The 24479-nt window shown below is 66.3% G+C and carries 22 protein-coding genes; 4 read left to right on the forward strand and 18 right to left on the reverse strand.

What is annotated here, in order from left to right:
* Positions 1-2370, reverse strand: a 2370-nt coding sequence (locus AB4Y67_RS05925) for a Tex family protein (RefSeq protein WP_441404862.1), incomplete at its 3' end; no start/stop codon positions are given.
* A gap of 23 nt (positions 2371-2393) precedes the next feature.
* Positions 2394-2999 carry an SOUL family heme-binding protein gene (locus AB4Y67_RS05930; protein WP_441404863.1) on the reverse strand — a complete coding sequence of 202 codons (606 nt, stop codon included), beginning with the start codon at positions 2997-2999 and terminating at the stop codon, positions 2394-2396.
* A 175-nt stretch (positions 3000-3174) separates the two neighbouring features.
* Here AB4Y67_RS05930 and AB4Y67_RS05935 point away from each other — a divergent pair, with 175 nt between their 5' ends.
* Complete coding sequence (locus tag AB4Y67_RS05935) at positions 3175-6816, forward strand: TM0106 family RecB-like putative nuclease (protein WP_441404864.1); 3642 nt, start codon at positions 3175-3177, stop codon at positions 6814-6816.
* A 163-nt stretch (positions 6817-6979) separates the two neighbouring features.
* Here AB4Y67_RS05935 and AB4Y67_RS05940 read toward each other — a convergent pair whose 3' ends face one another.
* The 14 genes from AB4Y67_RS05940 to AB4Y67_RS06005 form a co-directional block, all read right to left on the reverse strand.
* Positions 6980-7777, reverse strand: coding sequence for a triose-phosphate isomerase (locus tag AB4Y67_RS05940; protein ID WP_441404865.1), 798 nt, complete (start codon positions 7775-7777; stop codon positions 6980-6982).
* A gap of 89 nt (positions 7778-7866) precedes the next feature.
* A complete protein-coding gene (locus tag AB4Y67_RS05945) occupies positions 7867-9216 on the reverse strand; it encodes an MFS transporter (RefSeq protein WP_441404866.1) in 1350 nt (449 codons plus the stop codon).
* Positions 9217-9295: 79 nt separating this feature from the next.
* The gene (locus tag AB4Y67_RS05950) at positions 9296-9421 is read right to left on the reverse strand and encodes a hypothetical protein (RefSeq protein WP_441404867.1); all 126 of its coding nucleotides are present in this window, start codon (positions 9419-9421) and stop codon (positions 9296-9298) included.
* Positions 9422-9433: 12 nt separating this feature from the next.
* Entirely contained in the window at positions 9434-10201 is a 768-nt protein-coding gene (locus AB4Y67_RS05955) for an SDR family NAD(P)-dependent oxidoreductase (protein WP_441404868.1), read from the reverse strand.
* Positions 10202-10235: 34 nt separating this feature from the next.
* Positions 10236-11222 carry a 3-hydroxyacyl-CoA dehydrogenase family protein gene (locus AB4Y67_RS05960; protein WP_441404869.1) on the reverse strand — a complete coding sequence of 329 codons (987 nt, stop codon included), beginning with the start codon at positions 11220-11222 and terminating at the stop codon, positions 10236-10238.
* A 1-nt stretch (position 11223) separates the two neighbouring features.
* Positions 11224-11706 carry a ribose-5-phosphate isomerase gene (locus AB4Y67_RS05965; RefSeq protein ID WP_441404870.1) on the reverse strand — a complete coding sequence of 161 codons (483 nt, stop codon included), beginning with the start codon at positions 11704-11706 and terminating at the stop codon, positions 11224-11226.
* Positions 11703-13460, reverse strand: a complete 1758-nt coding sequence (gene dhaL / locus AB4Y67_RS05970) for a dihydroxyacetone kinase subunit DhaL (RefSeq protein WP_441404871.1) — start codon at positions 13458-13460, stop codon at positions 11703-11705. The genes AB4Y67_RS05965 and dhaL overlap by 4 nt, the downstream gene beginning before the upstream one ends.
* 108 nt (positions 13461-13568) lie before the next feature.
* On the reverse strand, positions 13569-14573 hold the full coding sequence (locus AB4Y67_RS05975; RefSeq protein WP_441404872.1) for a sugar phosphate isomerase/epimerase family protein: 1005 nt from the start codon (positions 14571-14573) through the stop codon (positions 13569-13571).
* A gap of 76 nt (positions 14574-14649) precedes the next feature.
* On the reverse strand, positions 14650-15720 hold the full coding sequence (locus AB4Y67_RS05980) for a 2-hydroxyacid dehydrogenase (protein ID WP_441404873.1): 1071 nt from the start codon (positions 15718-15720) through the stop codon (positions 14650-14652).
* A complete protein-coding gene (locus AB4Y67_RS05985; RefSeq protein WP_441404874.1) occupies positions 15717-17057 on the reverse strand; it encodes an MFS transporter in 1341 nt (446 codons plus the stop codon). Before AB4Y67_RS05985 ends, AB4Y67_RS05980 begins: the two co-directional genes overlap by 4 nt.
* Before the next feature lie 139 nt (positions 17058-17196).
* Complete coding sequence (locus AB4Y67_RS05990) at positions 17197-17904, reverse strand: GntR family transcriptional regulator (protein ID WP_441404875.1); 708 nt, start codon at positions 17902-17904, stop codon at positions 17197-17199.
* A gap of 235 nt (positions 17905-18139) precedes the next feature.
* On the reverse strand, positions 18140-19210 hold the full coding sequence (locus AB4Y67_RS05995; protein WP_441404876.1) for an alkene reductase: 1071 nt from the start codon (positions 19208-19210) through the stop codon (positions 18140-18142).
* A 141-nt stretch (positions 19211-19351) separates the two neighbouring features.
* Positions 19352-19852, reverse strand: coding sequence for a PKD domain-containing protein (locus tag AB4Y67_RS06000; RefSeq protein WP_441404877.1), 501 nt, complete (start codon positions 19850-19852; stop codon positions 19352-19354).
* Positions 19853-20291: 439 nt separating this feature from the next.
* Positions 20292-20948, reverse strand: coding sequence for a DUF6318 family protein (locus AB4Y67_RS06005; RefSeq protein ID WP_441404878.1), 657 nt, complete (start codon positions 20946-20948; stop codon positions 20292-20294).
* Between the two features lie 180 nt (positions 20949-21128).
* Here AB4Y67_RS06005 and AB4Y67_RS06010 point away from each other — a divergent pair, with 180 nt between their 5' ends.
* Both AB4Y67_RS06010 and AB4Y67_RS06015 read left to right on the forward strand, forming a co-directional pair.
* Positions 21129-21563, forward strand: coding sequence for a pyridoxamine 5'-phosphate oxidase family protein (locus AB4Y67_RS06010; RefSeq protein WP_441404879.1), 435 nt, complete (start codon positions 21129-21131; stop codon positions 21561-21563).
* A 126-nt stretch (positions 21564-21689) separates the two neighbouring features.
* Positions 21690-22196 (forward strand): very short patch repair endonuclease, encoded by a 507-nt coding sequence (locus tag AB4Y67_RS06015; protein ID WP_441404880.1) that lies wholly within the window; start codon positions 21690-21692, stop codon positions 22194-22196.
* Here the strand turns inward: AB4Y67_RS06015 and AB4Y67_RS06020 are convergent.
* Entirely contained in the window at positions 22193-22819 is a 627-nt protein-coding gene (locus AB4Y67_RS06020; protein WP_441404881.1) for a TetR/AcrR family transcriptional regulator, read from the reverse strand. The genes AB4Y67_RS06015 and AB4Y67_RS06020 overlap by 4 nt on opposite strands.
* A 152-nt stretch (positions 22820-22971) precedes the next feature.
* On the opposite strand from AB4Y67_RS06020, the gene AB4Y67_RS06025 reads away from it, so the two are divergent.
* Positions 22972-23232, forward strand: coding sequence for a hypothetical protein (locus AB4Y67_RS06025; RefSeq protein ID WP_441404882.1), 261 nt, complete (start codon positions 22972-22974; stop codon positions 23230-23232).
* A 20-nt stretch (positions 23233-23252) separates the two neighbouring features.
* On the opposite strand, the gene AB4Y67_RS06030 is transcribed toward AB4Y67_RS06025, so the two are convergent.
* The gene (locus AB4Y67_RS06030) at positions 23253-24470 is read right to left on the reverse strand and encodes a 5-methylcytosine restriction system specificity protein McrC (protein ID WP_441405011.1); all 1218 of its coding nucleotides are present in this window, start codon (positions 24468-24470) and stop codon (positions 23253-23255) included.
* Positions 24471-24479 lie beyond the last annotated feature (9 nt).

Genomic DNA, 24479 nt, shown 5'->3' on the forward strand with positions numbered 1-24479 from the left:
ACCCGGGGCGGCCGGACCCCCGGCCGCACGCCCGCCTCCCGCGCGGCCGCCGCCCACGCGGCCGCCACCCCCGCGTGCCGCGGAAGCTGGCGGTTCGTCGTCGAGCCTCAGCGTCAGGGAGATGCGTTTCCGTTCCGGATCGGCTTCCAGTACCTTGACCCGCACCACCTGGCCGGATTTGACCACGTCGCGGGGATCGGAGACGAAGCGGTTCGCCAGCGCGGAAACGTGCACCAGGCCGTCCTGGTGAACCCCGACGTCGACGAACGCTCCGAACGCCGCCACATTGGTCACGGTCCCCTCGAGCACCATGCCGGGCCTGAGGTCGGAGATCTTCTCGATCCCTTCCGAGAACGTCGCGGCCGCGAAAGCCGGACGCGGGTCACGGCCGGGCTTCTCCAGCTCGGCGATGATGTCCTGAACCGTCGGCAGGCCGAAGGCACCGTCAACAAAGTCCTGCGGATTCAGGGCGGCGAAGCTGCCCGCAGCCGGACCCTTCCCGCCGGCGGCGGCCCTGATCTTCCGTGCCACCGGATACGCCTCCGGGTGCACGCTGGAGGCATCCAGCGGCTCCGCTCCCCCGGTGATGCGCAGGAAGCCGGCACACTGCTCAAAGGCTTTCGCGCCGAGCCGCGGCACCTTCTTCAGCTCGCTGCGCTTGCTGAACGGGCCATGCTCGTTCCGGTAGGCCACGATGTTCTCGCTCAGCAGCGGCCCGACGCCGGCCACGCGGCTCAGCAGCGCCGGCGAGGCGGTGTTGACGTCCACGCCCACCGCATTCACGCAGTCCTCGACCACCGCGTCGAGGCTGCGGTCCAGCTTCGCGGCGGTGACGTCGTGCTGGTACTGCCCGACGCCGATCGACTTCGGCTCGATCTTCACCAGCTCCGCGAGCGGGTCCTGCAGCCGCCGTGCGATGGACACTGCGCCACGCAGGGACACATCCATGCCGGGCAGCTCCGCGGCCGCCAGTGCCGAGGCGGAATACACGGAGGCGCCTGCTTCCGAGACAACGATTTTCTGCGGCTTGGTGTCGGTGGCAGGATCCGAGCCGGCGCTGAGCTGCTTCAACAGTTCAGCGGCGAGCTTGTCCGTTTCCCGGGACGCCGTACCGTTGCCGATCGCCACGAGTTCGACGCCGTGCTTCCGGGCCAGGTTCACGAGCGTCCGCAGCGCCTCGTCCCACTTCCGGGCCGGGGCGTGCGGGTAGATGGTGTCGGTCGCCACCACCTTGCCGGTGCCGTCCACGACAGCGACTTTCACCCCGGTGCGCAGTCCCGGGTCCAGGCCCAGGGTGGCGTGGTTCCCGGCGGGCGCGGCGAGGAGCACGTCCCTCAGGTTGGCGGCGAAGACCCGCACGGCCTCGTCCTCGGCGGCGGCGAACATCCTGCTCCGCAGATCAGCGGTCAGCCGGGCCAGCACCCGCGAGCGCCAGGCGACCTGTGCGGTCTGCAGCAGCCAGGCGTCGGCGGGCCGGCCGCGGTCGGCAACGCCGAGGAACCGGGCCACAGCGGCTTCGTAGCGGCCCCGCGCGGCGGTGAGGGCGGCGTCGTCGTTCGGTTCAGCCTCGGCGAGATCCAGCTCCAGCACGCCGTCCTTTTCGCCGCGCAGCAGTGCCAGCACGCGGTGCGAGGGCATCCCCGACGGCTGCTGCGAGAACTCGAAATAGTCCTTGAACTTCTGCCCTTCCGCGTCCTTGCCCTTCTTGACCCGGGAAACCATCCGGCCCTGGGCCCAGAGCCGCTCCCGCAGCGTGGCGGCCAGGTCGGCGTCCTGGGCGACCCGCTCCACCAGGATGGAGCGCGCGCCGGCGAGCGCCGTGACGGCGTCCCCGATGGCGTGCTCGGTGTTGAGATACTTGGCCGCTTCCCGTTCCGGATCCAGCTCCGGCCGTTTCAGCAGGGCATCGGCGAGCGGTTCCAGGCCGGCCTCGCGGGCGATCTGCGCCTTGGTCCGCCGTTTGGTCTTGAACGGGAGGTAGATGTCCTCCAGCCGCGACTTCGTGTCCGCGCCGACGATCGCGGCCTGCAGTTCCGGGGTCAGCGCACCCTGGGCGGCGATCGCTTCGAGGACTGTCCGACGGCGGTCCTCCAGCTCGCGCAGGTAGCGCAGCCGCTCCTCGAGCTCGCGGAGCTGGGTGTCGTCGAGCGTCCCGGTGGCTTCCTTGCGGTACCGGGCGATGAAGGGCACGGTGGAGCCGGCGTCGAGCAGGTCCACTGCGGCCTTGACCTGCCAGGCCTGCGCGCCAAGTTCGGCGGCGATCTGGGCCGCGATGCCGGACTCCTGGGTGTGCGGAGTCTGGTTCTTGGTCCGGGTCTGGGGCGACGGTGTGGAAGCTGACGGGGAAAGACGCTGGGGAAGTTGAGTCACCCAGCCATTTTGCCTCACCGGGGTCAGGGGCTGGCGGCGCCGGCAGCTGGGTGGGACTGTTCGACGTCCTGAACCACCTCGTTTCGCCGCAGGAACCAAGGTTTGAACGGAGGATCAAAGCGCGCGAATCGTGGCGGACCCGCGGCTGCCAGTCCGGCCACCACCAGTGCCGCCTGGAGGCCGTCGTTGCGCCTTTCGAAGGCAGTTTCCGACCCGCTGCCCGAGAACCGGAGGGCCGCGGCCAGGGACCCGGGGACGGTCCGGATCTTGACCTGGGAGTCCGCAGGGACCGGGGCTGTCTCCGCTGTCAGGTCTGCAGGGAGCACAAAGGCCACCACAAAATCAGCGGATTCTCCGCTTCGCGGCAACGGACCTGTCTGGAGCACGGGGGCGGTCATCGCAAGCTGCTGCGAAGGGCCGGGCTCCTGGATCACCGGGGCGGTCATCGCCAGCTTCTGACGGGCGGTGTTGTTGCCGCTGATGTAGTTGAACAGGTGGCGGAAAGCTGCGTTGCCCGCCCGGTCGAACGTCGCGGTGACCTGAATTTCGGCTACGACATGCGCGGGATAGCGGCGCAACTCGAAATGCGGGTAGCGCTGCACCAGCTGGAAGGGTTGCTGTTCGGTCATGGTCTTTCAGACCATACGCCGGGCCTGCGTCAGGAACCAGCCCGTTCCGCCGGGTGCCCGCCGGAAATGTCGGAGGGCTTTGATAGCTTGAAGAGCACACGGCCGGGGTTGCATTGACCTTTCGGCCAAGGCAGCAGCGCCTGCAACGCGGCAGTGCAACAACATCGGGGGCACAGTGTTTTTCCTTGAACCGGAAGTCCCAGGTTCCGCACCGGACCTGGTCTTCTCCGCGAGCGACCTCGTGACGGCCGCCAGCTGTGAGTACCAGCTGCTCCGGAAGCTCGACGAGAAGCTGGGCCGCTCCCCCAAAGCATCCTTCGAAGATGACGAGATGCTCAGGCATGCCGCCGTATTGGGCGATCTCCACGAGCACAGAGTCCTTGACCGCTTCGTCGAGGAGTTCGGTCACTGGAATCCGGCCGCCGGCCGCGGCGTGTACGACGTCGTGCCGGCCGAGGCCATGGACCGCGCCACGTTGCTGGCCAAGCACCGGGAATCCATCGACGCCCTGCGCTCGGGCGCCGATGTGGTGTTCCAGGCGGCTTTTTTCGACGGCCAGTTCCACGGCCGCTCCGATTTCCTGGTCCGCCAGGCCACCGGGACTTACGCCGTGTTCGACACCAAGCTGGCCCGCCATGCCAAGGTGACGGCACTGCTTCAGCTTGCGGCCTACGGCGACCAGTTGCTGAAGGCCGGTATTGCGCCGGACCCTGCGGTGACCCTGATCCTGGGAGCCACCGTTCCGCTCCCGGGCGGCGGCTTCGACTACGTCAGAAGCCACCACAAGCTTGCGGAGATCCTGCCGGTGTTCCGGGAGCGGCGGGACGGCTTCCTGGCCTTGACCTCCTCGCATCTGGCGCAGCCCGGCCCCGTGCGGTGGGATTCTCCCGGAATCACCGCCTGCGGCCGCTGCGATTACTGCCAGGAGCAGGTCGTGGCCGCCGATGATCTGCTGCTCGTGGCGCGGATGAGCTCGGCCCAGCGCAAGAAACTCCGCGCCGACGGCATCCGCACGGTCCGGGAACTCGCGGAAGCCGCCCTGGTCAATCCCAGCGCCTCGCTGCTGCGCCTGCAGGACCAGGCCAGGATGCAGAGCGGCATCGGCGCAGCGGACGGTGAGGTCCGCTTCCTCAAGGACGGCGAAGAGCACTACATCCGCTTCGGCGTGATCCCGGAGAACTCGCTCGCCGAGCTGCCCCCGCCCAGCGAGGGCGACATCTTCTTCGACTTCGAGGGCGATCCCCTATGGCAGGAAAGCGCCACCGGAGTCTGGGGGCTGGAGTACCTGTTCGGCGTCATCGAGGCGCCGACGGGTCCCGGCGTCCCCGGAGTTTTCAGGCCGTTCTGGGCGCATGACCGGGAGGCGGAGAAACAGGCTTTCCTCGACTTCCTCGAGTATGTGCAGAAGCGCCGGCAGGACTACCCGGACATGCACGTCTACCACTACGCCGCCTACGAGAAGACGGCGCTCCGGAAGCTTTCCGTCATGCACGTTGCCGGCGAAGAAACGGTGGACCAGTGGCTGCGGGACGGGCTCCTGGTGGATCTGTACCAGACGGTCCGGAACAGCATCCGGATCTCCGAGAATTCCTACAGCATCAAGAAACTCGAGCCGCTCTACATGGGGACGAATCTGCGCTCCGGGGACGTGAAGGACGCCGGCGCCTCGGTGGTTGCCTACGCCCACTACTGCGATGCCCGCGACGACGGCCGGGCCGAGGAAGCGGCCACCATCCTCGCGGGGATCTCCGACTACAACGAATACGACTGCCTTTCCACCTTGGAGCTCCGGGACTGGCTCCTGGGACTTGCCCGGGAGCGAGGGATCACACCACTCGGCGGGGTCGAACCCGGCGACGGCGCCTCCCCCACGACGTCTGCCGGCGCCGGCGCTGTCACCGGCGCGGCCACGGATCCAGTCATCGGGCCTGGTGCCGCCGACCTGGACCCGCTCGAAGTGGCGCTGGCTGAACTGGCGGCTCCCGGCGTCGGGCTGTCCGAGGACGACCGGAAGGCGGTCTCGATGCTGGCGGCGGCGGTCAGCTATCACCGCCGGGAGCGCAAGGCGTTCTGGTGGGCGCACTTCGACCGCTGCGAGAACGGCCCCGACACGCACCACCAGCAGGACCGCAATGTTTTCCTCGTTGAAAATGCGGAGGTGCTCAAGGACTGGTGGAAGGACGGAGCCAAGCTTCCGGAGCGGAGGGTGAAACTCATCGGCACGGTCAGTCCCGGCTCGGACCTCCGTGAGGGCAGCACGTGGTTCCGCATGTACCAGCCTCCGCTTCCGGCCGGGCTTGAGGGCACAGGTATCACTGGGACCGGGCGCAACGGCTGGTTCGGCACCGAGGTCCTGGAGCTGGGCCACGAGGACGGCAAGGACACCGTCATCATCCGCGACAAGCTGCGCAAGGCCATCGAGCCGTATGCCCAGGTTCCGGTAGCGCTGACCGAAGACCAACCCATCCAGACCAAAAGCCTCGAGGACGCCTTGGCGGCCCTGGCTGCCGGGGTCACCGCGGCGTTGCAGGCTGGGTCCGCCCTCCCGCGCCATCCGGCCCTGGATCTGGTCCGCCGGGTTCCGCCACGTCTCGCCTCCGGGGCACCGCTGCCCCTGCCCGGCGACGGCCCGGACCGGTTCATCGACGCGATCACGGCGGCCGTCGAGGCCCTGGATCATTCCTACGTTGCGGTCCAGGGTCCTCCCGGGACCGGCAAGACCCATGTGGGGTCGCACGTCATCGCCCGGCTGGTGGCGCTTGGGTGGAAGGTCGGCGTCGTCGGCCAGTCCCACGCCGTGGTGGAGAATCTGCTGAAGACGGCTGTGACCAAGGCCGGCGTCGATCCGTCTGTGGTCGCCAAGGACGTGAAGCACTCGGAGCCCCTTCCCTGGGCTCAGCGTTCGGCGCAGGATGTGGCGCGGCTGCTCAGTTCACCCGGCGGGGCGCTAGTCGGCGGCACGGCGTGGACCATGACGGGAGCGAATGTCCCGGCCGGGTCTCTGGACCTGCTGGTGATCGACGAGGCCGGACAGTTCTCCCTCGCGAACACCCTGGCCGTGGCCCAGGCCAGCAGCCGGCTGCTGTTGCTCGGCGATCCCCAGCAGTTGCCGCAGGTCAGCCAGGGCGCGCACCCCGAGCCCGTGGACGAGTCAGCCTTGGGCTGGGGTTCCGCCGGTCATGCCACGCTTCCGCCGGAACTTGGCTATTTCCTGGCCGACTCGTGGCGGATGACGTCGGTGCTGTGCCTGGCCGTCTCCGAACTCTCCTATGAGGGCAGGCTGCAATCGGCGCCAGCCGCTGACCTCCGGCGGCTCGAGGGGGTTCCTGCCGGGATCGAGACCGTCCTGGTGGAACACAGCGGCAACATCACGTCGTCTTCCGAGGAGGCTGCCGAGGTTGTCCGCCAGGTGAAGCGGCATCTGGGGCTGAGCTGGCATTCGGAGCAGGATAAGCGTCCGCTGGGCGTGGCGGACATCCTGGTGGTGGCCGCGTACAACGCCCAGGTCAACGTCATCCGCGATGCGCTCGATGGGGCGGGGCTCGCCGGAGTCCGGGTGGGAACCGTGGACAAGTTCCAGGGCCAGGAAGCCGCCGTCGTCATTGTGTCGATGGCGTGTTCGGCGGTGGCCGAGGCGCCGCGCGGTATGGAGTTCCTGCTCTCCCGCAACCGGATCAACGTGGCAGTCTCCCGCGGCCAGTGGCGCGCCGTCGTGGTCCGGGCACCCGAACTGACCAACTACCTCCCCCCGCACCCCGAGGGGCTGGAGCAGTTGGGCGGGTTCATCGGATTGTGCCAGCGGTCGGTGGCTTCCTGAGCTTTGCCCGCCAGCCCGCGGGACGGGACCACTCTTTTGTCACGGCGTCACGGGGACATGCTCATTCTTCGCCGTGAACAGTGGACACCATGGCATTCTGCCAACTGCTCGTGGCTCCCGCGGGGCATGTCCAGCGGTAAACGTGGACCGAGGCGGGACATGCTCAGCGGGACGCCGGGAGGCCTTCCGCGAGCAGGAGGGCCTCGTCCAGCACAGCGCCGAAGTTCACCGGATCGTGCGCGAACCTGCCCAGGAACAGGCCCGAGACGCCGTCAAGCGTCGGCAAAAGCCCTGGCCTGGCCGAGCCGCCATAGATGACGGGAAGGTTCTCCAGTCCGGCGGTGGCGACGTGGCTCCGGAGCCGCCGGACGACGTCGGACACGTAGACCGCGGCGGCGGGCTCGGCCGCACCGATGGCCCAGACGGGCTCGTAGGCGAGGACGAGCCGGCGGGCGAGTTCCCAGTCGCCGTCCACGGCCGAGCGGATCTGGCGATACACGAATTCCGCGGCGTTGGCGGCGCTGCCATGGTCGGGCTCTCCCACGCAGACCAGCGGATTCAGCCCGGCTGCAGCGGCGGCCCGGACTTTTCGGGCAATCATGCCGTCGTCTTCGCCGAAGTGCCGGCGACGCTCCGCGTGCCCGATCTCAACGAGACTTACGCCAAGCTCCGCGAGCATGGACGGGGCCACCTCCCCGGTCCACGGGCCCTCCGCCCAGCCGCAGTTCTGCGCACCCAGCAATAGCGGCGAACCCGCCAGAAGCGCGGCGGCCGCCGGGAGAAGCGGGAACGACGGGATCACGAACGGGACTACCCGTCCGGCCGCGAGGGCCGGACGGGTGTCCACTTCGTGGCGCAGCTGCCCCAGCCAGTCCAGGCTGTCCTGGTAGCCCAGGTACATCTTGGAGCTGACGCCCACCAGCAGTGGAGGGAAGGTCTGGCTGGTGTCACTTTGCTGCATGTTGGTGCTTTCTGCTCGAACCCGGCCGAGCCGGTCGATGCCCGGACGCGCCGGGCGCGKTTGGTGCGCCCGGCGCGTCTGGACGGTTGCTACTGCTCCAGCAGGTCGTCTGCCTTGTTCTTGAACCGCTTGGTCGCGAACATCATGGCCGCAGCCAGGAACGGGAGCACACCGAGGGCGTAGATGCCCATGGTTCCGGTGTCCGAGGCGGTGACCTGGTTGACCGAGGTCCGCAGGATCGGGGCCACAAAACCGCCCAGGTTGCCCAGGGAGTTGATGAGGCCGATGCCTGCCGCCGCGGCGGTGCCGGTGAGGAACGCCGTCGGGTAGGACCAGGCGATGGGACCGATGGAGAGGAAGCTGCAGACAGCCAGCGTGATGAAGAGAATACCGAGCACCGGAAGGTGGTTGGCGCCCGCCCATGCGGAACCGAAGATGCACAGGCCCGTGGAGATGAACAGTCCGGTACCCCATAGGCGACGGCGGATGACGGTGTTGGCGGCCTTGCCGATGAAGTAGCAGGCAAAGATGCCGAAGAACCACGGGATGGCGGCCATCATGCCCACCGCGAAGCCGACTTTCTGGCCGGTCAGCTGGGCCACCTGCTGCGGAAGGTAAAACGTCACACCGTAGACGGCGATCTGGAGGCAGAAGTAGATGACCGTGAAGTACCAGACCTTGCCATTTTTCATCGCGGCGAGCACACCGCGCGGGCCGGTCTCCTCCTTGACGGAATCCTCCAGAGCCATGACGTCCAGGAGTGCCTTTTTCTCGTCCTTGTTGAGGAACTTGGCGTCCTGCGGGCTGTTGATGAGGAAGAAGAACGCGGCAATGCCGGCCACAACCGCCAGCATGCCTTCAACGAAGAACATGACCTGCCAGCCCTGCACGCCGGGGACCTGATCGCCGATGTTGATCAGCCAGCCGGACAGCGGCGCGCCCATCATCTGCGAGAAGGGCTGCGCCAGGTAGAAGATGGCGAACATTTTGACGCGAACCTTGTTGGGGAACCACGCGGCGAGGAACATGATGACGCCCGGGAAGAGACCGGCCTCGGTGACGCCGAGGAGGAACCGCAGGATGATGAACGACGTCTCGCCCTGGACGAACGCGAAACACGCGGAGACGATGCCCCACGTGATGGCGATACGGGCCAACCAGACCTTGGCACCGTACTTCGTCAGCAGGAGATTGCTGGGGATTTCGAAGAGGGCGTAGCCGATGAAAAAGATCCCGGCTCCCAGTGCGTACGCGCCGGCCGTGATGCCCCTGTCCACTCCCAGAGCGGCTTCGGCGAAGCCCACGTTGGTGCGGTCCAGGAAGGCGACCACATAGAGGATGACCAACATGGGCATAAGCCGGAAGGACGCCTTGGAAATCGCCGATTTCAGTACCGGCGTCTCCAGGAGGTCCCTAGTGGACGTTGTTGTTACGGACATCAAAAACTCCTCGTCGAGCAATCAGTGGTGTAACTCAGGATGAATCAGGTGCGGGTAGAGCGGTGGAGCGGGAAAGTTCCTAGCGAGAAAATGCGATGATCATGATTCCGGCCAGGCAGGCCAGGACTCCGACTGCGAGATAGAGCTTCCGTGCTTTGCTCCATGAGGCGAACCCTGTCGCGGGGGTGTTTTTTGGCTGTGCCACGTTTGTTCTTCCCTAGTGCATGTAGAGTCCGCCATCCACATTCAGCGTCTGGCCGGAGATGTACCCGGCGTCCTCGCTGATGAGGAAGGCGATGGCGGCCGCAATGTCCCGGGTGGAGCCCACCCGGTTCACCACGAGGTCTTTGGTGAGTTCGTCCTTGCGTTCCTCGCTGAGCGTGCCGCCCATGATGTCGGTGTCGATGGGGCCCGGCGAGATGGCGTTGACCGTGATGTCGTACTCGCCCAGTTCGCGGGCCGTGGAGCGGGTCAGCCCGATCACGCCGGCCTTGGCCACGGAATACGGCGTCTTGGAGAACGTGCCGCCGCCGCGCTGCGCGGAGACGGAAGAGATGTTCACGATGCGCCCGATCCTGTTCTTCACCATGGACTCGGCGACCCGGCGCGTGGCGTAGTGGACGCCATTGAGGTTGATGCTCAGCACGCGGTCCCACTCGGCCGCGTCGAGTTCCAGGTACGGGACCGGCGAGCTGACACCGGCCACGTTGGCCAGAGCGACGATCTGCGGAAGTTCCGCCTCGATCGCGTCGATGGCCGCCCGGACGGACGCTTCGTCGGAAATGTTGGCGCCGGCTCCGAACGCCTTCACGCCGTGCTCGGCGGCCAGTTCCTTGGCAGCCGCCTTGCACAGAGCGTCGTCGAGATCGATGATGCCGACGTTCCAGCCGTGCGAGGCCAGATAGTTGGCGGTCGCGCGGCCGATGCCACGCTCCGAGACGGCGCCGGTGACGATGGCGGTGCGTTCTGCGGGGAAGGTGTTCATGGGAATACTCCTGAAGGCTTGAAAGTGGCGGGGCTTAGTTGATGGGGGCGGGGCCAAGCTCGTCGATGAGCTTCTGCATGGCCACATACGCCTTGTTCCGGTACGCAATCAGCTCGGGGGTGCGCTCGGCCGGCACGTTGAGGAAGCCGGCACCGGTCTTGGTGCCCAGCTTCCCGGCGTCGACTAGGTCGCTGAGGACCTTCGGCGTCGCGAAACGCTCCGGGAACTCCGTCTGCAGCGACTTGTAGCAGAAGTTGTAGACATCCAGCCCTGCCATGTCGGCGATGGCGAACGGTCCAAAGAACGGAAGCCGGAAGCCGAAGGTGGTGCGGACCAGGGTGTCGATGTCCTCTGCGGTCGCGATTTCCTGCTCCACCAGCTGGGCGGCCTCGTGGAACAAGGCGTACTGCAGGCGGTTGAGCACAAAGCCCGTGACGTCCTTGACGACGGCGGTCTGCTTGCCGGCGGCGTGAACGAGGTCACGGACATCGCCGATGGTTGCCGCCGAGGTGCCGGCATGAGGAATGATCTCCACGCCCGGGATGAACGGGGACGGGTTGGAGAAGTGCACGCCCAGGAATCGCCCCGGGTTGGTGACGGGCCCGGACAGCTCCGCGATGGAGATGGTGGAGGTGTTGGACCCGATGATGGCGTCCGGGCGGGCGGCGGCGCTGATACGGGCCAGCGTCTGGTGCTTGATGGCGATGACTTCGGGAACGGCTTCCTCGATGAAGTCGGCATCTGCCACGGCTTCCTCGATGTCCTTGGCTGCCCAGAGGTTCTCCTTCAGGATGGCCGTGGAGCCTTCCGGAAAGAGCCCGGCGGCAACGAACTCGTCCGATTCGGCCAGCAGCCGCTCGTAGTTCTTCTGCGCCACTTCGGCGGAAACATCCGCGAGGGCCACGCGGGCTCCGCCGAGGGCCAGGACCTGCGCGATCCCGCCGCCCATGTAGCCGGAGCCGACGACGGCGATCTTGCGGGCGGCGTTAATGGCGGCTGCGGTGTTAGCTGATGCGGTCATGTCAGACTGCCTTCGTGTATTCGGGCTCGTAGGAGCAGATGGCGTCCACCTTGGCGGCGGAGGAAGAGTTTTCGTCGAACCGGTGACCCAGCCATTCGCCGACGAGCTTCTTGGCGAGCTCCAGGCCGATGACGCGCTGTCCGAGCGTGAGGACCTGCGCGTTGTTGCTCAGCACGGATCGCTCCACTGAGTAGCTGTCGTGCGCGGTGACGGCGCGGATGCCGGGGACCTTGTTGGCCGCGATGGCCACGCCCAGGCCGGTGCCGCAGATCAGCAGGGCCCGGTCGGCGTCGCCCTCGGCGACTTTGCGGGCGGCGTCAACGGCGACGTGAGGGTAGGCGGTGGAATCGTTGGCGCCGACTCCGATGTCGTGCACGGAGGCGACGCGGGGGTCCGCCTCAAGCAGGGCTTTGAGTGCGTTCTTGTATTCGACGCCGGCCTCGTCATTGCCGACGACGACGCGCCAGCCTGTTGTTGTGCTCATGCCTGTACTCCTTGCTGGGCCAGTTCGGGGTTAGCGAGCCGGTCTTCGGTGTGGGCGGAAATTCTTGCTGCAATGAGGGCGAACGAAACCGCCCCGGGGTCTGGATGGCCAAGGCTCTTTTCCGCGAGCGGCCGGGCGCGTCCCTTCAGCGGGCGGAGGTCCGCGGTCCGGTCGGCGGCGGCCTGCGCGGCAGCCGCGGCGTCGGCGAGCGCTTCAGCGGCGGAAGCGCCGCCGTCGAGCGCTGTGCAGAACGCGTCCCGGAAAGGCAGCAGGGCGTCCACCATGGTCTTGTCCCCTGGATCTGCCTTGCCGAGTTCAGTGATCGCGGCGACGAAGGCGGTGACCGTGTCGGCGGCATCCTCGCCGCTGTAGCTGTCCCGGTTTCCCAGGGCCAGGCCCGCGGCGATGATTGCGGATCCCCAGAGCGCGCCGGAGGTACCGCCGGCGCGTTCGCTCCAGGCTTCCCCCGCGGCCGTCAGGACGGACGCCGGCGAAGCGCCGCCGTCGTTCGCGGCCGCCTGCTCGCCGGCAGTGACCGCTGCTTCCACGCCTCGGCGCATCCCGATGCCGTGATCGCCGTCGCCGGCGATTGCGTCCAGCCGGCCCAGTTCCTCTTCATGTTCGACGACGACGTCCCGCACCTGACGGAGCACTGCGACGGCCAGCCGTCCGAGCTCTGCCGCTGCGGCCGTGGGGCGTTCAACGGCGGACGCCACTTCCGCGTCCGCGGCGGCCATCTGACGGGCCGGCCGCGGTGCCAGATTGCCCTTGCGGAACGCCGGTGTGTCGGCCGGGGCCGCCCAGTACTGCTCCAGTTCGTCATCGAGCCACAGGAGGGTAAGGGAGAGCCCCGACATGTCCAGGCTGGTGACGAGCTCGCCGCATTCGGGTTCCACTACGGTGAGCCCGGCCGCGACCAGAAGCTTTTCGATTTTTCCGAAGAGCAGGAACAGCTCGTCGTACTTGACGGTGCCGAGGCCGTTGACAACCACCACGACGCGGCTGCCGGCGTCGTGCGGCTTGTCGGCGAGAAGCCTGGTGACCAGCAGTTCGGCGAGTTCAGAGGCCGTGGGCATCGGGTGCTCCGAGATCCCCGGTTCGCCATGGATGCCCAGGCCCAGGGACATCTGTCCTGCGGGCACCGCGAACAGCGGAGCCTCGGCTCCCGGGAGGGTACACCCGTCGAATGCCACGCCCAGCGACCGGGTACGGTAGTTCGTCCGGATGGCCAGCCGTTCGACGTCGTCCAGGTCCAGTCCCGCTTCGGCGGCTGCTCCCGCGATTTTGAAGACCGTCAGGTCGCCGGCGATTCCGCGCCGCTTTTCGATCTGGTCAAGCGGGGCGCTGGCGATGTCGTCCGTTACCAGAACTGTGCGGGTTCTGATGCCCTCCGCGTTGAGGCGGAGCTGGGCCTGGCCGAAGTGCAGGACATCCCCGGCATAGTTGCCATAGCTCAGCAGTACGCCTCCCCCGACGTTGGCGGCCTTGGCCACCCGGTAGACCTGGCCGGCGGCCGGGGACGCAAACATGTTGCCGCAGGCCGAGGCCGCGGCCAGCCCGGGTCCCACGAGTCCTGCGAAGGCGGGATAATGTCCGGAGCCGCCGCCAACCACCAGGGCCACCTGCCCGGCCGGGACCTCAGTGGATCGGACGACGCCGCCGTCCACACGGGCGACGTACCCGCGGTTGGCCGCCACAAAGCCGTCCAACGCTTCATCCGCAAAGTCAGCGGGGTTGTCGAAGATCTGGGTCATGGTTCCTCATTGAATCCGTGTTGGTGAAGTATTGCTGGGAGATCTGCGGTGGTGCGGCCGCCCCCAATTGGCTGTGCGGCCGCACCGAACGCCTGGTCAGACGCTGGGTCAGACGCCGGCGAGTTCTGCGGTCGCCGGCTGCTGCCGGCCCTGTGCCACCTGGCTCTGGCCGAGGGCATAGCCGTCAGTCTTCGGCAGGATCCGGCTCCGCAGGTAGTCCTGATTACTGGCGGTGACACTGAGCCCGTCACCGCCGTAGTGCTCGGTGCAGAGGATTCCCTGGAAGCCGGCCGAGAGCGCAATCTTGAACGCCTCGCGGTAGTTGATGAGGCCGCTTTCCATGGGCGCGGGCATGGCGACGTAGCTGTCACGGGCCACATCCTCATCGCGGATGTAGTTCTTCATGTGCCAGTAGTTGGAGTACGGGAGCGTCTTGGCCACCATTTCGCGCCAGTCCTCGATCGGGCGGTGGAGCCGGATCAGGTTGCCGATGTCAGGGTTGATGCCGACGTTGGCCAGGCCGATGTCCTGGACCAGCTGGACTGAAGAATCCGCGGTGCCGAGGTACGTGTCCTCGTACATTTCGAGCGAAAGCAGGATCCCGACGTCGGCCGCGTGCTGGCCGAGTTCCCGCAGGCGGCTCACGGCCTTGCCCCAGGTTTCTTTGTCGCCCACCGGGTCCTTGTATCCTTCGACGGTCCAGAACCAGAGCTGCTTCTGCTGCTCGGCAGTGATGGCCTGGTGCAGGCCGAAAGAGACCACCTCGCAGCCGAGTTCGGCGGCGGCGTCGATGGTGCGGTGGCTGTACGCCAGGTTCGCTTCCCAGTTCCGCTCCTCGATTACGCTGCGGCGGATGGCGGAGATGACGGGGATGCCGATGCCGACATTTTCTGCGGTCTGCTTGAATTCTGCGAGGCGGGCCGGGCTCAGGTCGCCGGGCCGGACCCAGCTGTCGGTGAGGTCCGCGTTGGTGAAGCCTGCCTCCTTGACTTCGGAGAGTACGTCGGCCCAGGCGGAAGCCTCGGCGTCGTTGATGTGGGTCCCCGAGGCGTCGACGCCCGGGAACTGCAGCAGGGCCGCGGTGATGGGCCAGTTTTCGGCTGTGTAGGCCATGGGTTCACTCCTTCGTGGAATCCTGTTTCCTATAGGATTTACTATCGCGTGCGTTGTTGTCAAGGTCACACCCGGGTTATGCCTGCTTCGCGGCGAATGCCTCCGTCGTGAAGACGCCCGGGTTCAGGACGTTGGCGGGGCGCTCCCCCGCCGCCACAGCCAGGATGGACTCGAGGGCGCTGGCGGCCACGTCCCGCGTAAAGTCCTCGGTCCAGCACAGCGAATGCGGGGAGAGGACCACGTTGTCGAGGCTCAGCAGCTCGTCATCCGGAAGGAGGGGCTCCGGTTCAAAAACATCCAGTCCCGCTCCGGCGAGACGGCCGTTCCGCAGGGCGTCCCGGAGGGCATCCGTGTCCACGAGCTTTCCGCGGCCTATGTTGATCAGGTAGGCGCTTGCCTTCATCCGGGCCAACGCTGCGGCGTCGATGAGCTTCTCGGTCGCCGGGGTCAGCGCCGCGCAGAGCACTATGTAATCGGAGCGCTCCAGGAGCTCGTCCAGGCCCAGCAGCTCGACGCCGAGGCCGGCGGCCTCCGCATGGCGGCCGCTGCGGTTGTTGCCCACCACGTTCATCCCGAGCGGGGCCAGCAGGCGGGCTAGCTCGGCGCCCACGCTGCCGAAACCCACGATGCCGACCGTCTGCCCCACCAGCGGCGCGCCGCGGTAGTGCTCGCGCCGGGCCCAATCCGAAGTCCGCGTCAGCCTGTCCTTGGCGAGGAGCTTGTGTGAGAGAGCCAGGAGGAGGGTCAGTCCCGCCACTGCCAACGGCCGCCGGATGGCGTCCGGGGTGTTGGTGACGACGACGCCGGCGCGGGTGCAGGCCTCCAGGTCGATCGTTTCGTAACCCGCCCCGAAGCGGGCAATCAGCCTCAGGTCCGGGGCGTGGTCCACGGTGCGCGCATCGAAAGCGATGTGCCCCAGCGACAGCACTGCGTGGACGCCGTCGAGATCAGCGAGCGGCACCGGGTCTGTATAACTGGGCAGGACGCTCCAGCTGATGCCGTGCTCGCCGAGCCGCTGCAGCCCCAGATCCCCATGAATGGAGCTTCCGTCGGGCCGGGCAGCGTCGGCCGTAACGGCCACAGTGAAGGGCAGGGCAGCGACAGCCGCGGAGTCAGCCGTCGTCAATTCATCGGTTGATGAGCTCATGCGTCCGTTCCGTTCGCCGGTTCGAGTGCTGCATCTTTGTCCTTGATGGGCCCGCGAACCAATACCGTGTACGCCACTGCCGCGAGGGCAGCAATGATGCCGCCGATGACGAACGACGGCGCGTAGGAGCCGGTTGCGTCGGCGATCACGCCGGTGAGCAGCGGGGCGAAGGCACCGCCGAAGTAGCCACCGAAGTTCTGGATGGCGCCGACCGATGCCACCTGGGAGTTGTCGACGATGTCGCCGGGCATTGCCCATGCGGCGGCCTGCATAGTGGCGACGAAGCCCAGCGCGACGGTCATCACAACGATTGCGAGCGGCAGCGAATCTACGAAGGGAATCAGGCAGATCAGGATGCCGGCGGCGACGGCGGCGACTGACATCACGTGGCGCTTAGCCAGGAGCGGATCGCGGCCGGCCTTCTTGGAGTAGCGCGTCATGACCCAGCCGCCCGTGATGCCGAGGATGGCAGCGCCGAGGTACGGGACCGCTGCCAGCCAGCCGGACGTTGCGATGCTGGCGCCGCGCTCTTCCTGCAGGTACAGCGGCAGGAAGACGATGAAGATGTTCCAGATCCAAATGACGCAGAAGAAGCCTGCCATCATTCCCCAGATCTGGCGGTGCTTGAAGAGTCCGAGCCAAGAGACCTTTTTGGCCGTGAGGACCTGTGAGGCGCGCTGGGATTCGATGTAGTCCAGTTCTTTTGTGCTGATGCGCTTGTGCTCTTCCGGGGAGCGGTAGTAGATGAAGAAGGCGAGTGCCAGCACCAGTCCGGCGACTCCGAGGAAAATGAAGATGGCCTGCCAACCGAAGGCCAGCATGATGGCGGTCAACACCGGCGGCGCAATCGCCGGCCCCCACTTGGAGCCGCTGTCCCAGATGGCTGTGGCCTGCCCACGCTCTGCGCGGGGGAACCAGTCCGCCGTGAGCTTTGCGGACGCCGGGCCGTTTGGTGCCTCGGTGACGCCGAGCAGGAAGCGGAAGGCGACGAAGTGCCACATCTTGCCTCCGACGGCCATCAGCGCGGTGGCGATGCTCCAGCCGGCAATTGCGAGGAAGTACATCCGGCGGGCGCCAAGTTTGTCCACGAGCCACCCGGCGGGCAGTTGGCAGAAGGCGTACGTCCAGGAAAACACAGTGCCGAGCAGTCCGATGTCCGTCCGGGTCATGCCGAATTCTTTGATCAGTTGCGGGGCGGCGATAGAGATCGCGCTGCGGTCCATGTAGTTGATGATGCCGGCGGCCAGCGCCCAGCCCAGGATCCACCACCGCAGATTCTTGATGGTGCGGCGTGTTGCTGATTCCTTGGGCCCAGCGGCCAAAGTCTCTGTATGCACTGTTCACTCCCTCGTGATTCCGATGCCGGCACCATAGCCGCCACAATCGAAGATCCTATAGGGTATGTGATTCATTTGTGAAGGGCATCACAGAAAAGTTATCGGACCGCTGACGTAGTGTCTGTGATCTGGGAAAAAACTACGGCGCCGGAGCATCGGCGATGGCCCGGCCGCGGACCTTCCGCACGTGCTCGGCCATGGCGTCGGCCGCCTGCTCCGGGTCGCCGGAAGACAGTGCGTCCAGCACGGACTGATGCTCGGCTATGGCGTGTTCGGCGTCGGTGATGCCCACTCCTCCGAAGAGCCGGAAGCGCTGGACCTGACCGCCGAGGGCAGCGTAGGCGGCAACCATAAACTGGTTGCCGGTATATTCTGCGATCAGCCGGTGGAAGCGCTCGTCAGCCTCCAAGTAGTCGCGGTATTCGGCAAAAGAGGGACCTCTGGGCGCCTTCTTGAGATCGGCGACGGCCTGCGTTAACTCGGCGAGGTGCCCCGGGGTCAACCGGGCGCATGCGAGGCGGGCATTGACCGGCTCGATCGCCAGCCGCGCTTCCATGAGTTCAGCGAAGTCTTCCTGCGTGAAGACCGGCGCGACCCGGTACCCCTTGAGCGCCACGCGGCGGATCATACCGGTGTGTTCGAGCCTGGCAAGCGCTTCGCGGACCGGCGTCGGGGACACGTCAAGCTCCCGGGCGGTTCCATCGATGCTCACCGCGGCCCCGGGCTCGAGTCTCCCGTCCATCAGCGATGCAAGGAGTTCCTCGTACACGTGGTCGGCGAGGACCTGGCGGCTGACGGGACGGCCTGCGGGGCGCATCTCGGTCCCGCTCCCGGACGAAGGTTTCATGATCAAATCCTATAGGACCAGCCGCGGCGGAGCTCCCAAACCCGAGACCACCGAGCATGTCCAGTCCTCGCACCCGCGACCAAGGGACATGTCCATTCTTAAGCACGGAAGGTGGGCAGAATGGCATTCTGCCCACCTTCCGCGACCGCCGCGGGACATGTCCAGTCGTGAAGGTAGCAACCGAGGGACATGTCCAGCGGTGCGGTGCGGGTGTGCTGCTGGGAGACGGCCGGTACTAGTTCTGGTACGCCGGGTAGTCCGTGTAGCCCTTGGCGTCGTCGGTGTAGTACGTGGCCGGGTCCGGCTCGTTGGTCGGGAGTCCTTCACGCCAGCGGCGGACCAGGTCCGGGTTGGCGATGGCGGGCCGTCCGACGACGACGGCGTCAGCGTGGCCGTCTGCAACCAGGGCCTGGGCTTCCTCGCGGGTGGTGATGACACCGAATCCGGAGTTGAGCAGGAAGGTTCCGGCGAAGCGGGTGCGCAGGTCCCGCACGAGCTCGCTCGTGGGGTCCTTGTGCAGCACGCTCAGGTAGGCGAGCTTCAGGGGCGCCAGTGCGTCCACGAGGAGCTGGTAGGTCTCATTGACATCCGCTTCGTCGATCTCAACAGCTCCCTGGACGTTGTGTTCCGGCGAGATCCTGATGCCGACCCGGTCCGCTCCGACGGCGTCTGCGACGGCCTGGGCTACCTCGATGACAAAACGTGCCCGGTTCGCCGGCGAGCCGCCGTAGACGTCATCGCGCTGGTTGGAGGACGGAGCCAGGAATTCGTGCAGCAAGTAGCCGTTGGCGGAGTGAAGCTCGACGCCGTCGAAACCCGCACCGATCGCGTTGAGGGACGCCGTGACGAATTCCTGGACGATGCCCGGAAGCTCAGTAGTGGACAGAGCGCGGGGCACGGGGAAGGGCTGCTTGCCCTCGTAGGTACGGGTCTGGCCGTCGATCGCAATGGCGCTGGGCGCGACGACTTCGTGGCCACCGTTGGTGTCTTCATGCGTGACGCGTCCGGCGTGCATGACCTGGGCGAAGATTCGGCCGCCCTCGGCGTGCACAGCGGAAGTGACGTTGGCCCAGCCCTTGAGCTGTTCCTCGGTCACGAGGCCGGGCTGGCCCGGGAATCCCCGGCCGGCGCGGCTGGGGTAGGTGCCCTCGCTGACAATCAGTCCGAGCGACGCACGCTGCCGATAGTGCTCGACCACGAGAGGCCCGGGGATGCCTTCCCTGCCGGAGCGGACGCGGGTCAGCGGCGCCATCACGAGTCGGTTGGGCAGTTCCAGCTCGCCGAGGGTCATCGGAGAAAACAGCATGCAGTTCCTTTCACAAGACATTGGAGTCTGTATGCGGCAACTGCAGGGCGCCTGCAACTATTCCATGTGCGACTCGGATCACTGCCGGTGGACGATCATCTTCACCGCGGTGCCGGTGTTGTGGACCAGCGTGTCCAAGCCCTAAGGCGCCGGAGGCGCGACGCCTGGGCAACCCTGACCCTGTGGGTTGCGGAGGCAGTCGTCGGCGTAGTTCCGGGTGATGGAACGCCACACGCTCACAGTTTGTGGGGGCGAACTGAACTGGCCTTGGCCCGGGATAGGCAAGGGAGGGCTGCCGTTGACAGAGTAAGTCCCCTGGAAGTGGGTCGTCAGCACCACTGGGAAGTCGCCGGTCTGGGTGTAGACGTGGCTGGTGGCGGTCTTTTCGCCCCAGCGCTCCTGGGGGAGGGGGCCGCCGGCGGCAGTCTGCGGCCCAAACGAGGTACCGTCGCCGTAACTCCAGGTGTATTGGACGGGTCTGGCGACAACATGCACCTTCTGGGCCAGGATGGTGACGTCGAATTGTTGCTCGGCCGCGGCCGCGAAGAAGTTGGTCTCAGCGCCCCTGAGAGTGTGCGGGCTCGGCTGGGCCGTGACGGAACCTGCAGCGACCGGCAACCGTTGGAATTCCGTTTGGATCATGGCGGCAATTCTGGGAAGCAAGTCCTCCGGTCTCGGGTCGAAGAGACACGTGGGTCCGGAGTGAAAGGTCCATGTTGGATTCGGCACTCCCGCCGGCGCTTTCAGCCAGACGACTGGAATTCCTTCTTTTCCGTCGGGCCCATTCTTACAATCCACGAGGACGGCAAGGCAGTCCGTGTCAAAGTCGCCGCCGCCCAGGTGGCACTGCAGCTCGTACTTGTATTGGTTGGGGTCGGCATGCGTGGCTCCCGGTTCGGCCCAGACGAATCGACCCGTGCCTGAGTCGACCGTCCAGCCGCCTACATCGACGGTGTCCTCTCCCCAGTCACCGGTAATAGGCGGCAAGTCATTGGCACCAAACGCTGGCACGGGTTGTAGCAGTCCGGCGACTACTGCCGCGAGCCAGACTAGTCTGAACCACAATGACTTTTTCATTTGGCTAGCCGACTATTGGCTGAATGTTATTCACGTACCAGGCGCCATCGCGGAAAATAGCGAGCATTAAATTGCCAGTGTCCTCGGGCTTTGGGTCGGCTTGATGCAGTGTTCCACCGGCGTTGTAGTAGGAAATCGACGATTGTGAACCTTGGATAGCGACCTGATAGTTGCCATCGGGTGCCACGACAAATGTCGTGCTGACGGAGGGTGTATCCACCCTGCCACCAACCAGCCACCGCCCTTGCTCGTTCCAACCCGTCATGACTGCCTTTGCCCGCTCGCATGCTCGGCAACCCGGACTCGTGATTTCCACAATCCGCGATATGTCGCCGGTCTCGTAGCCATAACTAAGCAGCTGAAACCAATACCGCGCGAACGCCTCGAGCCCTTCCTTGGTCTCCGCCTTCGCAGCTTCCGGCAGCACCGGAACTGGCACGTTCTGTGCCCTGCCCGAGGCGTCCGCCGGTTTGTAGCTGGCCGTCGGGGTGGGGGTAGCCGTGGGAGTCGGCGTCCCAGCCAAGCTCGACGTCGCGGGCGCGGCTGTTGCACCAGGAGTTGTTCCTCCACCAGTGCACGCTGTGATTGGCAACAGGGTCATCGCAACCATGACCGCGCAAATGCGTCGGCGGCGGCCGAAGGTTGAAGTGCGAGATGTCATGGTCAGCTATTCCCCCCGATAGAAAATCAAGACGCCTGAAGCCAAACAATGCCTTAAGGGTAACTGACATCACATTCCGGACATCAAAGTTATCCACAGGTGCTCGATTGACCCCGGCCCCCGCCGATTTCCCCTCGCAAGCCTCTGGCGCTTTTCTACACGGGCCAGAACAATGAACCCATGATGTTCGAACATGCAGACGAAAACCCCGTCCTCGTACTCGACGACGATCAGTGCTGGAAGCTGATTGAGGGCACCAAACACGGCCGGCTCGTGGTCAACGTGGCTGGCGAGCCAGACATCTTCCCAGTGAACTACGCCGCGAGCGCCCGGAAGCTCTACCTCCGGACAGCCCCCGGCAACAAACTCGCTGAACTGACCATCAATGCCAAAGTGCTGTTCGAAACGGACGGCATCCTCTCCGACGAAGCCTGGTCGGTTGTCCTTCGCGGCACGGCCAGGGTGCTCGACCAGTCCGCCGACATCGCAGCGGCAGAGGCCCTGGGGCTCAAGCCGTGGGTACCCACCCTGAAGGACTTCTACGTCGAGATCGAGCCCACCACCGTCAGCGGGCGACACTTCCAGTTCGGCGAGAATCCGGAGCGGGAGATCTAACAGCCGTACGACGGCGGCAACGTCGCCTGCTCGGCTTGGCCACCGCCGTCGAGCGTTAAATGGCCCAATCCCGCGAGACCACATCGGTCCGCCGTCAGACCGGACACCGCCGCCTAGACTTAATTCATGGCGGACAAGCTGACACCCGAGCGGCGCAGCTGGAATATGTCCCGTATCCGCGGGAAGAACACAAAGCCTGAACTGCTGGTCCGGAAGCTGCTGCACGCCAAGGGCTACCGCTACCGGCTGCACGGCACCACCCGCGGTGGACGCCTCCCCGGCAACCCGGACCTGGTCTTCGCCGGCCGCCACAAAGTCATCTTCGTCAACGGCTGCTTCTGGCACTTCCATGACTGCAGGGTGGGGCAACACGCGCCCAAGGCGAACGCCGAGTTTTGGGAAACCAAACGCACCCGGACGCGGAACCGCGACGCCCTACAGCGCGATCAGCTCGCGAGCCTGGGTTGGGAAGTCCTCACCGTCTGGGAGTGCGGGCTCAAGGATCTTTCCGCGCTGGAAAAGCAGCTGGACGAGTTCCTGCTGGCCAGCAACCCCCGCCCCACCGCAGCACGCGCCGCCCCAAAACCACCCGCCGCAGCACGCCCCGCGTCGGCCTCCGCCCCAGAAGACTAAGCCCGGTGGTGGTCGATCAGCCAACCGGCCATTTGCCGGGCGCGGCCGGCCGCGGCAAGGTCCCCCTCGGCCGCTGAAACGATCGAGCCCTTCATCAGGATGTGGCAGGACCGGGAAAACTCTTCCGGATCCCGCAGCCCCGCTTCCTCGGCCAGCTGCTGCACGTGGCCGCGGATCTTCGCGAGGTAGTCGATGCTGGCCCTGCCGAGGGGATGTCCGGGACCCATCTCGAGCAGTACGTTGACGAACGAACACGCTTCGAAGTCCTCGCGCGCAAACCAGTCGGCGAACACGTCAAAGATCGCCAGCAGCTGCTCCTCAGGGTTGGCTCCCCTCCGCAGCGCTTCGGCGACAATCGTGTCCACGGTCCACTGCTGGTCCCGTCGCGCCAGGAACGCGAGCACCAGTTCATCCTTGGAAGCAAAGTGCCGGTAGAAGCTCGCCTTCGCCACGCCCGAGCGGCTGATCAGTTCGTTCACGCCGACGCCGCGGACACCGCGGGCGGAGAACAGTTCGTAGGCGACCGTGAGAATCCTTTCCCGGACCCCGGGCGCAACGGACCCGCCGTCGGCCGCGCCACGCGGCCGCGGTGCTGATAGTCCGGCATTAGCTGAGAGCGGCATAAGAATCACTTTGCGTGTATGCGAGACAGACTGTTCTGCCTCGGGTAATATCCGAATCTGGGGACAACGACCCTACCGGGTCCGCACTTAGTCGTACTACTACTCCACGGGAGCGCCAGATGCCGCACTTGCTGAGGTCCACTACGTCGCCCATGACTGCCACTTGGCCGTCAAAGTCTTCCCCTGGCTTTCGGCCGCAGGAGTACCGGCGGTCCCCCGAAGTCGATCCGGATCTCGAACCCCTGCGTCGGCAGGTATCCGCGATCATTGATGCGATTCTCTCCGACACCAAGCCCGAAGAGGCTCAGGTGCGCGAAAAACTTCGCCGGCATGTCGCCAACAACCCCGGCCAGCCGGAGAAGGCCCTCTTGAGCCACCTCCTGTCTGTTTCCGTGGACGAGGAAGCCAGCTAGCGGCGAATCCAAAGCGTATGTCAGCGGCTGATGGTCGCCTGACGCACTACTTCGCCCCAAGACTGCTGTGCGAGGTCCGCCACGGAGGCCAGAATTTCCGACGGCGGCCTCGACAGGTCGAGGGGAAACTCCACCACGTCGATGTCTGTGTTGAGTATCCTGCGCAGCTTGATCTCGCCCGCGCCCGGATACACCAGCCAGGCCGTCGGCACGCGCAGGGACGTACAGTACGCCAGCATCCGGTAGTGGTCCCCCGACAGGGACGCCCCGGCGTCGGCCTCGGCCTGGTACTTGGCGTCGTAGACCATCACGGGCCGCCCGCCCAGGAAGTGCACGGCGCCGGGCTGCACCACGATCCGGTCTGAATCACGCACGGCCTCGTTGAGCAGGGCGTTGTAGCGTAGGCGCATCTCCCCCGGATATGCGGCCATGGCCTCGCGGAGCGCGCTCCCCACGAAGTCCTGGAAGACCACGGACATGTCGACGACAAACGACGCCGACTGTTGCGTGCCGTCGCCGGCCTCCGCCGAGGCGTGGCGCAGGATCACCTCGGCGAGCCGCAGCGCAGCCTGGTACCGGGTGTTCATCCGGCTGGCCCGCCATGCCGGCAAGGGAGCGCCGGACTGCAGCCGGGTCACGGCGGCGAGCTTGCCCTTGAGCTGGCGGAGCCGGCTCAGCACCTCAGGCCGCACACCCGGGACCTGCGACATCCGTTCCAGCGCCGCCCGCAGGATGCGGTTTTCCGCGATGTCCTCGGTGAACTCGTCGTAGGACACCTCAAGCGGCACGAGCATCCCGGGCCGGCGCGAGATTTGGTCCGAGATGCGGATCCGGCCCTTGACCGTCCGCAGCGATTCGTCGACATTCAGGTAGCCCTGCAGGACGCCGCGGCTGAGCGCACGGTCCGAGAGCTGTGCGAGCGACTCCGCCAGTGCGCTCCACAGATCCGCTTCCTCGACCGCGGCGACGGAATCCTCCCGGAAGCCCTGGTCCCCGGCGTAGCCGAGCAGGAACAGGAGCCGGTCCAGGCCGAGCCGTTCCTTGGGCCGCACTTCGAGCTGCACCGTCGGCGTCCGCACCGAGCCGACTTTGCCCACGGGCTCGATCCGGTACAGCCCCAGGCCCATCGGCGAGGCTTTGGCCAGGCCGCTGCCGTTGAGGAAGGCCGCGCTGTCCGGGTCCAGCCGGTCGACGACGCCGCCGGAGAGCTCGTCGAGGACGATCCGACGCGCAGGCAGGGAACCCGG

This window comes from Arthrobacter sp. YAF17, from assembly GCF_052113365.1.
In the GTDB taxonomy this organism is placed as follows: Bacteria; Actinomycetota; Actinomycetes; order Actinomycetales; family Micrococcaceae; genus Arthrobacter.

Bases quoted from the DNA above. Each gene is read 5' to 3' on its own strand.
- AB4Y67_RS05930 (WP_441404863.1), bottom strand. From the start codon at position 2,999: ATGACCGAACAGCAACCCTTCCAGCTGGTGCAGCGCTACCCGCATTTC.
- AB4Y67_RS05940 (WP_441404865.1), bottom strand. From the start codon at position 7,777: ATGCAGCAAAGTGACACCAGCCAGACCTTCCCTCCACTGCTGGTGGGC.
- AB4Y67_RS05945 (WP_441404866.1), bottom strand. From the start codon at position 9,216: ATGTCCGTAACAACAACGTCCACTAGGGACCTCCTGGAGACGCCGGTA.
- AB4Y67_RS05955 (WP_441404868.1), bottom strand. From the start codon at position 10,201: ATGAACACCTTCCCCGCAGAACGCACCGCCATCGTCACCGGCGCCGTC.
- AB4Y67_RS05960 (WP_441404869.1), bottom strand. From the start codon at position 11,222: ATGACCGCATCAGCTAACACCGCAGCCGCCATTAACGCCGCCCGCAAG.
- AB4Y67_RS05965 (WP_441404870.1), bottom strand. From the start codon at position 11,706: ATGAGCACAACAACAGGCTGGCGCGTCGTCGTCGGCAATGACGAGGCC.
- dhaL (WP_441404871.1), bottom strand. From the start codon at position 13,460: ATGACCCAGATCTTCGACAACCCCGCTGACTTTGCGGATGAAGCGTTG.
- AB4Y67_RS05975 (WP_441404872.1), bottom strand. From the start codon at position 14,573: ATGGCCTACACAGCCGAAAACTGGCCCATCACCGCGGCCCTGCTGCAG.
- AB4Y67_RS05980 (WP_441404873.1), bottom strand. From the start codon at position 15,720: ATGAGCTCATCAACCGATGAATTGACGACGGCTGACTCCGCGGCTGTC.
- AB4Y67_RS05990 (WP_441404875.1), bottom strand. From the start codon at position 17,904: ATGAAACCTTCGTCCGGGAGCGGGACCGAGATGCGCCCCGCAGGCCGT.
- AB4Y67_RS05995 (WP_441404876.1), bottom strand. From the start codon at position 19,210: ATGCTGTTTTCTCCGATGACCCTCGGCGAGCTGGAACTGCCCAACCGA.
- AB4Y67_RS06000 (WP_441404877.1), bottom strand. From the start codon at position 19,852: ATGATCCAAACGGAATTCCAACGGTTGCCGGTCGCTGCAGGTTCCGTC.
- AB4Y67_RS06005 (WP_441404878.1), bottom strand. From the start codon at position 20,948: ATGACATCTCGCACTTCAACCTTCGGCCGCCGCCGACGCATTTGCGCG.
- AB4Y67_RS06010 (WP_441404879.1), top strand. From the start codon at position 21,129: ATGATGTTCGAACATGCAGACGAAAACCCCGTCCTCGTACTCGACGAC.
- AB4Y67_RS06015 (WP_441404880.1), top strand. From the start codon at position 21,690: ATGGCGGACAAGCTGACACCCGAGCGGCGCAGCTGGAATATGTCCCGT.
- AB4Y67_RS06020 (WP_441404881.1), bottom strand. From the start codon at position 22,819: ATGCCGCTCTCAGCTAATGCCGGACTATCAGCACCGCGGCCGCGTGGC.
- AB4Y67_RS06025 (WP_441404882.1), top strand. From the start codon at position 22,972: ATGACTGCCACTTGGCCGTCAAAGTCTTCCCCTGGCTTTCGGCCGCAG.